Origin of the sequence: Streptomyces sp. NPDC090445 (assembly GCF_044769385.1) — a bacterium.
Lineage (GTDB): Bacteria > Actinomycetota > Actinomycetes > Streptomycetales > Streptomycetaceae > Streptomyces.
The window spans coordinates 640,742-653,372 of the sequence record NZ_JBIVXV010000002.1 but is presented as its reverse complement, the minus strand read 5'-3'; the positions used below and the strand labels follow the sequence as shown (position 1 = coordinate 653,372).

General features: G+C 70.8%; 10 protein-coding genes. All 10 read left to right on the top strand.

From position 1 onward, the window contains the following. Positions 1-16: 16 nt before the first annotated feature. Positions 17-1,489: a bifunctional folylpolyglutamate synthase/dihydrofolate synthase gene (locus tag ACIQUT_RS07690; protein ID WP_403560640.1), complete on the top strand. Its 1,473-nt coding sequence runs from the start codon at positions 17-19 to the stop codon at positions 1,487-1,489. A gap of 2 nt (positions 1,490-1,491) precedes the next feature. Then, a complete protein-coding gene (locus ACIQUT_RS07685; protein WP_403560459.1) occupies positions 1,492-1,836 on the top strand; it encodes a DUF4233 domain-containing protein in 345 nt (114 codons plus the stop codon). Between the two features lie 111 nt (positions 1,837-1,947). Next, on the top strand, positions 1,948-2,358 hold the full coding sequence (ndk, locus tag ACIQUT_RS07680; protein WP_403560457.1) for a nucleoside-diphosphate kinase: 411 nt from the start codon (positions 1,948-1,950) through the stop codon (positions 2,356-2,358). A 321-nt stretch (positions 2,359-2,679) separates the two neighbouring features. Further along, positions 2,680-3,699 carry a rod shape-determining protein gene (locus ACIQUT_RS07675; protein WP_360622546.1) on the top strand — a complete coding sequence of 340 codons (1,020 nt, stop codon included), beginning with the start codon at positions 2,680-2,682 and terminating at the stop codon, positions 3,697-3,699. Positions 3,700-3,873: 174 nt separating this feature from the next. After that, the gene (gene mreC, locus ACIQUT_RS07670; protein WP_403560455.1) at positions 3,874-4,812 is read left to right on the top strand and encodes a rod shape-determining protein MreC; all 939 of its coding nucleotides are present in this window, start codon (positions 3,874-3,876) and stop codon (positions 4,810-4,812) included. A gap of 12 nt (positions 4,813-4,824) precedes the next feature. Beyond that, a complete protein-coding gene (gene mreD, locus ACIQUT_RS07665; RefSeq protein WP_403560453.1) occupies positions 4,825-5,529 on the top strand; it encodes a rod shape-determining protein MreD in 705 nt (234 codons plus the stop codon). A gap of 13 nt (positions 5,530-5,542) precedes the next feature. Next, a complete protein-coding gene (gene mrdA, locus ACIQUT_RS07660; RefSeq protein ID WP_403560451.1) occupies positions 5,543-7,723 on the top strand; it encodes a penicillin-binding protein 2 in 2,181 nt (726 codons plus the stop codon). Between the two features lie 14 nt (positions 7,724-7,737). Next, positions 7,738-8,937 (top strand): rod shape-determining protein RodA, encoded by a 1,200-nt coding sequence (rodA, locus tag ACIQUT_RS07655; protein WP_403560449.1) that lies wholly within the window; start codon positions 7,738-7,740, stop codon positions 8,935-8,937. Between the two features lie 91 nt (positions 8,938-9,028). After that, the gene (locus tag ACIQUT_RS07650; protein WP_403560447.1) at positions 9,029-10,618 is read left to right on the top strand and encodes a CHAD domain-containing protein; all 1,590 of its coding nucleotides are present in this window, start codon (positions 9,029-9,031) and stop codon (positions 10,616-10,618) included. Positions 10,619-10,699: 81 nt separating this feature from the next. Then, positions 10,700-12,625, top strand: coding sequence for a TIGR03960 family B12-binding radical SAM protein (locus tag ACIQUT_RS07645; protein ID WP_403560445.1), 1,926 nt, complete (start codon positions 10,700-10,702; stop codon positions 12,623-12,625). Positions 12,626-12,631 lie beyond the last annotated feature (6 nt).

Below are 12,631 nucleotides of genomic sequence, written 5' to 3'. Positions count from 1 at the left end.
CGACGACACCCTCGACATGTTCGACAGCATCGTGGCGGAGGAAGCCGACCGCGACCCCGACCTGGCGGTGATCGAGGCCGGGAGCCGGACCCTGCGCGCCCAGGCCGGGCCGCCCCAGGGCGACCCGGTTCCCGAGGCGCCCCTCGACCCCGAGGTGGCGCAGGCGCTGCGGGAGGTGGAGCAGGAGCTGTCCACCCGCTGGGGCGAGACCAAGCTGGAGCCCTCCGTCAGCCGGATCGCCGCGCTGATGGACGTCCTGGGCGAGCCGCAGCGCGCGTACCCCTCCATCCACGTCACCGGCACCAACGGCAAGACCAGCACGGCCCGCATGATCGAGGCCCTGCTGAACGCCTTCGAGCTGCGCACCGGCCGGTACACCAGCCCGCACGTGCAGTCGATCACCGAGCGCATCAGCCTGGACGGGGCGCCGATCACCGCGGAGCGGTTCGTCGACACGTACCGGGACGTCAAGCCGTACGTGGAGATGGTCGACGCCTCCCAGGACTACCGGCTGTCCTTCTTCGAGGTCCTCACCGGGATGGCGTACGCGGCGTTCGCGGACGCGCCCGTGGACGTGGCCGTCGTCGAGGTCGGCATGGGCGGCAGCTGGGACGCGACCAACGTGATCGACGCCGCGGTCGCGGTGGTCACCCCGATCAGCCTGGACCACACCGACCGGCTCGGCTCCACTCCCGCCGAGATCGCCCAGGAGAAGGGCGGCATCATCAAGCAGGACGCCACCGTGATCCTGGCGCAGCAGCCCGTGGACGCGGCGCAGGTGCTGCTGAAGAAGGCCGTCGAGGTGGACGCGACCGTGGCCCGCGAGGGCATGGAGTTCGGCGTCGTCTCGCGCGAGGTCGCGGTCGGCGGGCAGATGCTGACGCTGCGCGGCGTGGGCGGCGAGTACGAGGGGATCTTCCTCCCGCTGTACGGCGCCCACATGGCGCACAATGCGGCGGTCGCGCTGGCCGCGGTGGAGGCCTTCTTCGGGGTCGGCGCGCAGCAGGCCCGGGAGCTGGACGTGGACACCGTGCGGCGGGCCTTCGCCTCGGTGACCTCGCCGGGCCGGATGGAGGTCGTCCGCCGCAGCCCCACGGTGATCCTGGACGCGGCGCACAACCCGGCGGGCGCGCAGGTCACGGCGGAGGCGGTGACCGAGGCGTTCGGCTTCAGCCGGCTCGTCGGCGTCGTGGGCGTGAGCGACGACAAGGACGTGCGGGGGGTCCTGGAGGCCTTCGAGCCGATCTTCGCGGAGGTCGTGGTCACGCAGAACACCAGCCACCGGGCGATGTCCGCGGACGGGCTGGCCGCCATCGCGGTCGAGGTCTTCGGCGCGGAGCGGGTGCAGGTGGAGCCGCGGCTGGACGACGCCCTGGAGGCGGCGATCACGCTGGCGGAGGAAGAGGCCGAGTACGGAGGGGCTGGCGTCCTGGTGACCGGCTCCGTGATCACGGTGGGCGAGGCCCGCCTGCTGCTGAAGAGGGGCTGAGGATGCGCACCCTGTGTGCCTCGACGCTGATCGGCGAGTTCTTCGTCATCGGTTTCGCCGGGCTGGTGGCCATGAAGGACCCGGACCTGACCCAGGCCGAGGTCTGGACGGTCTGCGGGATCGCCATGCTGCTGTCGGTGCTGCTGTGCGGGATGCTCTCCCGGCCGGGCGCGGTGCAGATCGGCTGGGCCCTGCAGATCGGCCTGATCGCGAGCGGGTTCGTGGTGCCGATGATGTTCTTCCTCGGGGCCGTGTTCGCCGGCCTGTGGTGGTGCTCGGTCCACTACGGCCGCAAGATCGACGCCGCCAAGGCCCGCTGGGCCGCACAGAGCGAAGCCCAGGCATAGCCGCCGGCCGCGGAGCCCCCGGCCCGGGCGGGCCCGGGGCTCCGCGCAGCACGCCCGCCGGCTGGCTGTAGCCTCGTACCACCGCACCCGTTTGCCGCAAGGAGCAGCAACATGTCCCAGCGCACGCTCGTCATCCTCAAGCCGGACGCTGTCCGCCGCGGCCTGGTCGGCGAGATCATCGGCCGTATCGAGCGGAAGGCCGGCTGGACCATCCCGGCCATGGAGCTGCGCACCCTCGACCAGGACACCCTGGAGACGCACTACGGCGAGCACAAGGGCAAGGTCTTCTACGAGCCGCTGATGGGCTTCATGGCGAGCGGCCCGGTCGTCGTCCTCGTGGTCGAGGGCGAGCGCGCGATCGAGGGCGTGCGCCAGCTGGCCGGCCCGACCGACCCGATCGCCGCCGCGCCGGGCTCCATCCGGGGCGACTTCGGCACGATCACCCGCGAGAACCTGATCCACGCCTCGGACTCGGAGGAGTCCGCGGAGCGCGAGCTGAAGCTGTTCTTCCCCTCCCTCTGACGGGTTCTCCGACGGGTCCCCCTGACGGACGCGTCCTGACCCGACATCAGCCGAATAGCGCTCACGACCTGGGGCGACCGAAGTAATTTCGGTCGCCCTTCGGTATGGCCGGGCCCGTGCGGGAACGCATGTGCAGGACACGACGTCACCACTAAGGGGGCGGGTATCCGTTCCGGCGGGATTGCCGGAGTCCCGTCGCGCGATGTCCGTACCCTCGGCACTACGATGGGGCCTCCACCCACACACCCACCTCGCCGACCTGACAGCAGCCGCTATCAACTGGAAGGCCAGACGCTCCTCATGGGGAACAAGGGGAACAACATGTCGTTCATCGGCCGTGACATGGCGATCGACCTCGGGACCGCCAACACGCTGGTGTACGTGAGGGGCCGGGGGATCGTCCTGAACGAGCCGTCCGTGGTCGCCATCAACACGAACACCGGTGGCATTCTGGCGGTCGGCTCCGAGGCGAAGAAGATGATCGGGCGCACGCCCGGCAACATCGTCGCCGTCAGGCCCCTCAAGGACGGCGTCATCGCCGACTTCGAGATCACCGAGCGTATGCTCCGGTACTTCATCCTCAAGATCCACAAGCGCCGCTACCTGGCCCGCCCGCGCGTCGTGGTCTGCGTCCCCTCCGGTATCACCGGGGTGGAGCGCCGCGCCGTCATCGAGGCGTCCACGCAGGCCGGCGCCCGTCAGGTGCACATCATCGAGGAGCCCATGGCCGCGGCCATCGGCTCGGGCCTTCCCGTGCACGAGGCCACCGGCAACATGGTCGTGGACATCGGCGGCGGCACCACCGAGGTCGCGGTCATCTCCCTCGGCGGAATCGTCACGGCGCAGTCCATCCGGGTGGCCGGCGACGAGCTCGACAACGCGATCATCCAGCACATCAAGAAGGAGTACAGCCTCCTCCTCGGTGAGCGGACCGCCGAGCAGATCAAGATCACGATCGGGTCGGCGTACGACCTCGACCAGGACGAGCACACCGAGATCCGCGGCCGCGACCTGGTCTCCGGGCTGCCCAAGACGGTGGTCATCTCCGCCGCCGAGGTCCGCAAGGCCATCGAGGAGCCGGTCAACGCCATCGTGGACGCGGTGAAGACCACCCTCGACAAGTGCCCGCCGGAGCTCTCCGGCGACATCATGGACCGCGGCATCGTCCTGACCGGCGGCGGCGCGCTGCTGCGCGGCCTCGACGAGCGGCTGCGCCGCGAGACCGGCATGCCGATCCACATCGCCGAGGACCCGCTGGACTCCGTCGCCCTGGGCTCCGGCAAGTGCGTGGAGGAGTTCGAGGCGCTCCAGCAGGTCCTGGACGCCCAGCCCCGGCGCTGACCGGCTCCCCGGGGCCGCCCGGGGACAAGCGGAACACAAGGATCCGCCGTACGGGTGCTGCCGCGCCCGTGCGGCGGATCGTTGATATACAGGCAACAGTCCGGTGCAAGCCCCGGCTCCACCGGAGCCGTTCAGCCGCTCGGCTATCTACAAAGGAAGGCACGGCCGCCGCACGTGAGGGACACACGAGAAAGCCGGCTGCTCCTGGTGCTCCTGATCGCCATCGCGTTCGCACTGATCACGGTGGACATCAGGGCAGGAGAGGAGTCCCCGGTCGACGGCGCCCGCCAGGCCGCCGCGGCGGTCTTCGGACCGGTCGAGAAGGGCGTCGCGACGGCCGTCGATCCGGTCGCCAACGCCATAGGAGCGGTACGCGACTCCGGCGAACGACACAGCCGCATCGCCGTGCTGGAGCGCGAGAACGCCGCCCTGAAGGCCAAGCTCGGCAGCGAGGACCAGACCCGCAGCCGGATCCGCGAGCTCGACGAGATGCTCAAGCGGGCCGGCGCCGGACAGTACGGCATCAAGGGCGCCGAGGTCATCGCCATAGGAGCGGCCCAGGGCTTCTCCTGGACCGTCACCATCGACGCCGGCAGCAAGGACGGCATCGAACGCGACATGACCGTCATCAACGGCGACGGCCTCGTCGGCCGCGTCGCCACCGTCGGCCCCGACACCGCCACCGTCGTCCTCGCCAACGACCCCGACTTCACCGTCGGCACCCGCCTGGAGAAGACCGGCGAGCTCGGCTTCGCCACCGGGCAGGGCGACCGCGCCCTGTCCGTCCAGATGCTCAACGGCAAGGCCAAGATCAGCCCCGGAGACCGGCTCGTCACCTTCGGCTCCCGCGGCAACAAGCCCTTCGTGCCCGGCGTCCCCCTCGGCGAGGTCGTCAAGGTCGACCCCGCGCGCGGCGACCTGACCCGCACCGTCTGGGTCCGCCCCTTCGTCGGGTTCTCCCGCCTGGACATCGTCGGCGTCGTCGTCATGCCCCCGCGTGAGGACCCCCGCGACGCCGTCCTGCCGCCCAAGCCCCAGGCCGTGCCCACGCCGACGGTCACCGTCACGGCGACCCCGTCCCCGTCCGCGTCCGCCGGTCCGGCCGACGAGTAGGAGCAGACCGCCATGCGCTTCAACCGGATCCTGCTCGCCTCCACGCTCGTCCTGGTCGCCCTCGTCGTCCAGGTCAGCGTCCTCGGCCGACTGCAACTGCCCGGCGCCGTCCCCGACCTGGTCCTGCTGACCGTCGTCGCCCTCGCCCTCGTCTACGGGCACGTCGGCGGCGCCCTCATCGGCTTCGCCGCGGGCCTCCTCGCCGACCTGGCCCCGCCCGCCGACCACGCCGCCGGGCGGTACGCGCTCGTCCTGTGCGTCATCGGCTACGCCGCCGGCCTCGTCCGCCCCGACTCCGGGCGGTTCCGCTCCGCCTGGGGCCCGCTGCTCACCGTCGTCGCCGCCGCGATCGGCTCCACCCTGCTGTACGCCGGCGTGGGCGCCCTCGTCGGGGACACCGCCGCCCGCCACGTGGGCCTGACGGGGCTGCTGTTCACCGCCACCCTCTACGACCTGCTGCTCGCGCCGTTCGCCGTCCCGTTCGTCATGGCCCTCGCCCGGCGCGCCGAGAGCGACCCGATGGCCGTCGACGCGGGCGGCGGCCAGGCCGCCGCCACCGACGTCTCCTCCGGCTGGCTCGCCGGCGGCACCGGTCTGCGCATCGGCAGCCAGCGCGGCGGCCTGCGCCTGATGACGGCCCGCAACCGGGCCAACCGCGCCGGACGGATAAGGGGGGTGAAGGGCGTCAAGAGCGTGAAGAGCGTCAAGAAGCTGTGAAGGGGCAGGGACCGTGACCAACACCCCCGCGACCGGCCGGATTCCCCGGGTGCAGATCCGGCTCGTCATCATCCAGGTCCTCATCTTCTCCATGTTCTGCACGCTCGGCGGGCGCCTGTGGTACCTCCAGATCCGCAACGGCGGCGAGTACTACGACGAGGCGAAGAACAACCACGTCCAGCGGGTCGTCCAGCCCGCCGTCCGCGGCCCCATCCTCGACGCCCGCGGCGTCGCCCTCGCGGACAACGAGACCCGCCTCGTCGTGTCCGCCAGCCGTACCGCGCTGATGAAGATGAAGGACAAGGGCAAGGACGTCCTGACCCGGCTCTCCGCCGTCCTGGACATGTCCCCCCGGGAGGTCGTGGAGAAGGTCCGCATCTGCGACTCCCAGACCCCCAAGCCCTGCTGGAACGGCTCCCCCTACCAGCCCATCCCGGTCACCTCCGAGGCCACCACCCAGCAGGCCCTCCAGATCCGCGAACGCCCCGAGGAATTCCCCGGCATCACCGCCGAGCCGACTGCCGTACGCCGCTACCCGGCACCCGGCGGCGCCCGCACCGCCCAGGCGCTCGGCTACCTCTCGCCGGTCACCGACGACGAGATCCAGAAGGCGAAGGACACCGACTCGCCCCACCTGCGCTCCGACCAGGTCGGCCGCTCCGGCATCGAGCGCACGTACGACAAGCAGCTGCGCGGCAAGGCGACCGTCACCTCCTACGAGGTCGACAACCTCGGCCGGGTCATGGGCCAGACCAAGTCCGACCCGGGCGTGCCCGGGTCCACCCTCGTCACCAGCATCGACGCCCGCGTCCAGGCCGTGGCCGAGTACGAGCTCCAGCAGGCGATGAAGACCGTCCGCCACGAGACCGACAAGATCACCGGCCGCAAGTACGAGGCCGACTCCGGCGCCGTCGTCGTCATGGAGGCCAAGACCGGCCGCGTCGTCGCCATGGCCTCCCAGCCCGACTACGACCCCAACGCCTGGGTCGGCGGCATCTCCGGCACGGACTACGCCGCGCTCACCAGCAAGAGCTCCAACTACCCGCTGCTCAACCGGGCCATCCAGGGCCAGGCCCCGGCAGGCTCCATCTTCAAGGTGGTCTCCGCGAGCGCGGCCGTCCGCGCCGGCTACCCCTTCGACAGCAAGTACAACTGCAGCAGCTCCTACAGCCTCGGCGGCCGGAGCTTCGCGAACTTCGAGTCCAAGGGGCACGGCCCCATCAGCCTCGGCGAAGCCCTCAAGTTCTCCTGCAACACCGTTTTCTACGCCCTCGGCCACAAGGAATGGCAGCGCGACGGCGGCCTCAAGCCCAAGAAGGACGCCCACGACTGGTTCTACCGGACCGCCCGCGAGTTCGGACTCGGCTCCGAGACCGGCATCGACCTGCCCAACGAGGTCACCGGCCGCATCCCCGACCGCCGGTGGAAGAAGAACTTCTGGACGGCCAACAAGGACGCCTGGTGCAAGCAGGGCAAGAAGGGCGGCACCTACGTCGAGCAGATCGCCTACGAGAGCTGCCTCGAAGGCAACCAGCTCAAGGCCTTCGACAGCATCAACTTCGCCATCGGCCAGGGCGACGTCCTCGTCACCCCCATCCAGATGGCCACCGCCTACGCCGCCATCAGCAACGGCGGCACCCTCTTCGACCCCACCGTCGGCAAGGCCGTGATCAGCCCCGACGGCAAGCGGGCCGACGTCATCAAGCCCACGCCCCACGGCAGGCTGCCGGTCGACGCCAAGACCATCCAGAACCTCGACAAGGGCCTGCGCATGGTCGTCGAGCCCGGAGGCACCGCAGCCTGGCGGTTCATCGGCTGGCCGCAGGACGAGATCCCGATGCGGGCCAAGACCGGCACCGCCCAGGTCTACGGCAAGCAGACCACCTCGTGGCTGGCGACCTACACCGACGACTTCGTGATCGTGATGACGATCTCCCAGGCCGGGACCGGATCCGGCGCCTCCGGACCCGCCGTGCGCAACATCTACAACGCCATGTACGGATACGACATGGCCGGCAACCACGACCCCGCCAGGGCCCTGCTGCCCCGGCCCGAGTCCGCACTGCCCACCGTCCAGCCCGACGGCTCCATCGCAGCACCCGAGATCAAGCCGTACGTGCCCCCGTCCCCGGAGGAACTGGCGCCGCCCGCGCTCGCCGGACCCCCCGCCCAGCCCCCGTCGTGGCACGACTGAGCCGAAAAGCGACCATGCAGACCGCCAACAAGTTCTCCGTATCCCGCTACGCACCCGAGCGCGGCGCGATGGCCAAACTGACCTCGCGCGACTCCGTGCTGCGCCGCCTCGACTGGCCGATCATCCTCTCCGCGCTCGCCCTGTCCCTCCTGGGCAGCCTGCTGGTGTGGTCCGCGACGCGGAACCGCACCCAGCTGAACCAGGGCGACCCGTACTACTTCCTCGTCCGGCACGCCATGAACACCGGCATCGGACTGGTGCTGATGATCGGCACGATCTGGCTCGGCCACCGGACCCTGCGCGGCGCCGTGCCGATCCTGTACGGGATCTCCCTCGTGCTGATCATCGCCGTGCTCACCCCGCTCGGCGCCACCATCAACGGCGCCCACGCGTGGATCGTCATCGGCGGCGGCTTCTCGCTCCAGCCCTCCGAGTTCGTGAAGATCACGATCATCCTGGTCATGGCGATGCTGCTGGCCGCCCGGGTGGACGCCGGCGACCTCTCCCATCCCGACCACCGCACCGTGGTGAAGGCGCTCTGCCTCGCCGCCGCCCCGATGGGCATCATCATGCTGATGCCCGACCTGGGCTCCGTCATGGTCATGGTCGTCATCGTGCTCGGCGTGCTGCTCGCCTCCGGCGCCTCCAACCGCTGGGTGCTCGGCCTGCTCGGCTCCGGCGTCGCCGGCGCCGTCCTGGTCTGGCAGCTCGGCATCCTCGACGAGTACCAGATCAACCGCTTCGCCGCCTTCGCCAACCCCGACCTCGACCCCGCCGGCGTCGGCTACAACACCAACCAGGCGCGCATCGCGATCGGCTCCGGCGGCCTGACCGGCGCCGGGCTGTTCAAGGGCTCCCAGACCACCGGCCAGTTCGTCCCCGAACAGCAGACCGACTTCGTGTTCACGGTCGCCGGGGAAGAGCTCGGATTCGTCGGAGGCGGGCTGCTCCTGCTGCTGCTCGGCGTCATCCTGTGGCGGGCTTGCGTGATCGCCCGCGAGACCACCGAGCTGTACGGGACGATCGTCTGCGCCGGGATCATCGCCTGGTTCGCCTTCCAGTCCTTCGAGAACATCGGAATGAACCTCGGGATCATGCCGGTGGCGGGTCTGCCGCTGCCCTTCGTGTCCTACGGAGGCTCGTCGATGTTCGCCGTGTGGGTGGCCATCGGGCTCCTGCAGTCCATCAAGGTGCAGCGGCCGTTGTCGGCCTGACGGCGGCGGTCTTCGGCCGTTTCGCAGCCGATCGGCGGTCCGGCAGCCGTTCACCCTCCCGTCGTGATCCGTTCAGGATTAAGTTCGATGCATGGCGGATACAAAGCGGGAGATTGAGCGCAAGTTCGAGTTCGAGACGAGCAAGGCGGCCCGGCGCGGCGTCCCCGACCTGACCGGCACGGCCGGGATCGCCGAGGTCGCCGACCGGGGCACCGTCGACCTCGACGCCGTCTACTACGACACCCCCGACCAGCGGCTCGCCGCCGACGGACTCACCCTCAGGCGCCGGACCGGCGGCTCCGACGCCGGCTGGCACCTCAAACTGCCCGTCTCCCCGGGCGTCCGCGACGAGGTCGCCGCCCCGCTCGGCGACACCGTCCCCCGCCCGCTCGCCGCCCTCGTCCGCTCCCGCGTCCGCGACAGCGGCCTCAGGCCGCAGGTCCGCCTGCTCTCCTCGCGACGGGTCAGCCACCTCCTCGACGCCGACGGCGCCCTGCTCGCCGAGCTCTCCACCGACAGCGTCCGCGCCGAGGCCGAGCCCGCCGGCGCGGGGGCGGCGGGGGACACCGCAGAAGCGGCCGAGGCTGCCGCCGGAGCCGTCACCGGAGCCGTCGCCACCTGGACCGAAGTCGAGGTGGAACTCGCCGACGGCGTCGACCCCGCCCTCCTCGACGCCGTCGAGAAGAAGTTCCGCAAGGCCGGGATCCGCGTCAGCGACGCCCCCTCCAAACTCGCCCGGGCCCTCGCCGAGACCGGCACCGAACCCGCCCCCCGCCCCGAAATCGGCCCCGCCGAGGGCACTGCGGGCGCGTACGTCCTCGCCTACCTGCGCGAACAGCGCGACGCCATCGTCGCCCAGGACCCCGCCGTACGCCGCAACCTGCCCGACTCCGTCCACCAGATGCGCATCGCCTCCCGCCGCATGCGCAGCGCCTTCAAGACCTACCGCAAGATCCTCGACCGCGAGGTCACCGACCCCATCGGCGAGGAGCTGCGCCACCTCGGCCAGGAACTCGGCGTCGACCGCGACCAGGAAGTCCTCCACGAGCGCTTCCAGGACGGCCTCGAAGGCCTCCCGCGCACCCTGCGCCACGGCCCCGTCCGCGGCCGCCTGCGCACCTGGAACAACGGCCGCCGCGCCGCCTCCCGCCGCCGCGCCCTCGCCTACCTCGACTCCCCGCGCCACCTGGCCCTGCTCGACGCCCTCGACGCCCTGCTCGCCGCCCCCCCGCTGCTGCCGGCCGCCGCCAAGCCCGCCGGGAAGCCCCTGCCCAAGGCGGTGCTCCGCGACTACGAGCGGCTCTCCGGCCGGATCGAGCACGCCCTCTCCCTGGACCCCGGCGAGGAACGCGACCACGCCCTCCACGACGCCCGCAAGGCCGCCAAGCGCGCCCGGTACGCCGCCGAGGCCGCCGAACCCGCCCTCGGCAAGCCCGCCGACCGCCAGGCCAAGGCCATGAAGTCCGTCCAGACCCTGCTCGGCGACCACCAGGACAGCGTCGTCGCCCGCGATGCACTGCGCGGCCTCGCCGAGCAGGCGGCCGCGGCGGGCGAGTCCGCCTTCAGCTGGGGCGTGCTCTACGCCCGCGAGGAAGCCCTCGCCGCCTCACGCGAACGGGAGCTTCCGGAAATCTGGGACCAGGCCTCCGACCCCGCCCTCCGGGAGGCCCTCGCCCCCTAGACCAAGATCACGACGTCCGGCACCGGCGACGCATCGGGTTACGCTTGAGAGTCGCCCCCCTGCCCGCTTCACGAAAGTCGCGTGATGTCCGAGTCGGTCTTCCCACAGCTCGAAGCTCTGCTCCCGCATGTGCAGAAGCCCATCCAGTACGTCGGCGGAGAGCTCAACTCCACCGTCAAGCCGTGGGACGCCTGTGACGTCCGCTGGGCGCTCATGTACCCGGACGCGTACGAGGTCGGGCTGCCCAACCAGGGCGTCATGATCCTCTACGAGGTGCTGAACGAGCGCGAGGGCGTCCTGGCCGAGCGCACCTACAGCGTGTGGCCCGACCTCGAAGAGCTCATGCGCGAGCACAAGGTGCCGCAGTTCACCGTCGACAGCCACCGCCCGGTCGGCGCCTTCGACGTGTTCGGCCTGTCCTTCTCCACGGAGCTGGGCTACACCAACATGCTCACGGCGCTGGACCTCGCGGGCATCCCGCTGGAGGCCCGCAACCGCACCGTCGACCACCCGATCGTCCTCGCCGGCGGCCACGCGGCCTTCAACCCCGAGCCGATCGCGGAATTCATCGACTGCGCCGTCATCGGCGACGGCGAACAGGCCGTCCTCGACATCACCGAGATCATCCGCGCCTGGAAGGCCGAGGGCCGCCCCGGCGGCCGCGAGGAGCTGCTGCTGCGCCTCGCCAAGACCGGCGGCGTCTACGTGCCGGGCTTCTACGACGTGGAGTACCTGCCGGACGGCCGCATCGGGCGCGTCGTGCCGAACCGGTCGGGCGTGCCGTGGCGGGTCTCCAAGCACACCGTCATGGACCTCGACGAGTGGCCGTACCCCAAGCAGCCGCTCGTCCCGCTCGCCGAGACCGTCCACGAGCGCATGTCCGTCGAGATCTTCCGCGGCTGCACCCGCGGCTGCCGTTTCTGCCAGGCCGGCATGATCACGCGCCCCGTGCGGGAGCGAAGCATCACCGGCATCGGCGAGATGGTCGACCGCGGCCTGAAGGCGACCGGCTTCGAGGAGGTCGGCCTCCTCTCCCTGTCCTCCGCGGACCACACGGAGATCGCCGACATCGCCAAGGGCCTCGCGGACCGCTACACGGAGGACAAGGTCGGCCTGTCCCTCCCGTCGACCCGCGTCGACGCGTTCAACGTGGACCTGGCCAACGAGCTCACCCGCAACGGGCGCCGCTCCGGCCTGACCTTCGCCCCCGAGGGCGGCTCCGAGCGCATGCGCAAGGTCATCAACAAGATGGTCTCGGAAGAGGACCTGATCCGCACCGTCGCCACCGCCTATGGCAACGGCTGGCGCCAGGTGAAGCTGTACTTCATGTGCGGCCTGCCGACCGAGACCGACGAGGACGTCCTCCAGATCGGCGACATGGCCGTCAACGTCATCGCCAAGGGCCGCGAGGTCTCCGGCCAGAACGACATCCGCTGCACGGTGTCCATCGGCGGCTTCGTGCCCAAGCCCCACACCCCGTTCCAGTGGGCGCCGCAGCTCTCGGCCGAGGAGACCGACGCCCGCCTGGCCAAGCTCCGCGACAAGATCCGCGGCGACAAGAAGTACGGCCGCTCCATCGGCTTCCGCTACCACGACGGCAAGCCGGGCATCGTCGAAGGCCTCCTCTCCCGCGGCGACCGCCGCATCGGCGACGTCATCCGCGCCGTGTACGAGGACGGCGGCCGCTTCGACGGCTGGCGCGAGCACTTCAGCTACGACCGCTGGATGCAGTGCGCCGACAAGGCCCTCGCCGCGCACGGCGTGGACGTCGACTGGTACACGACCCGCGAGCGCACGTACGAGGAAGTCCTGCCCTGGGACCACCTGGACTCCGGCCTCGACAAGGAGTGGCTCTGGGAGGACTGGCAGGACGCCCTCGACGAGACCGAGGTCGACGACTGCCGCTGGACCCCGTGCTTCGACTGCGGCGTCTGTCCTCAGTTCGACACATGGCCACAAGTAGGACCGACGGGTAAGAAGCTGCTCCCGCTTGAGGTCAAGAAGTAGCCGTGA

Excerpts from the sequence above, each read along its gene's own strand:
- ndk (WP_403560457.1), top strand. The coding sequence starts at position 1,948 with ATGTCCCAGCGCACGCTCGTCATCCTCAAGCCGGACGCTGTCCGCCGC.
- ACIQUT_RS07650 (WP_403560447.1), top strand. The coding sequence starts at position 9,029 with ATGGCGGATACAAAGCGGGAGATTGAGCGCAAGTTCGAGTTCGAGACG.
- ACIQUT_RS07690 (WP_403560640.1), top strand. The coding sequence starts at position 17 with ATGTTCGACAGCATCGTGGCGGAGGAAGCCGACCGCGACCCCGACCTG.
- mreD (WP_403560453.1), top strand. The coding sequence starts at position 4,825 with ATGCGCTTCAACCGGATCCTGCTCGCCTCCACGCTCGTCCTGGTCGCC.
- ACIQUT_RS07675 (WP_360622546.1), top strand. The coding sequence starts at position 2,680 with ATGTCGTTCATCGGCCGTGACATGGCGATCGACCTCGGGACCGCCAAC.
- ACIQUT_RS07685 (WP_403560459.1), top strand. The coding sequence starts at position 1,492 with ATGCGCACCCTGTGTGCCTCGACGCTGATCGGCGAGTTCTTCGTCATC.
- rodA (WP_403560449.1), top strand. The coding sequence starts at position 7,738 with ATGCAGACCGCCAACAAGTTCTCCGTATCCCGCTACGCACCCGAGCGC.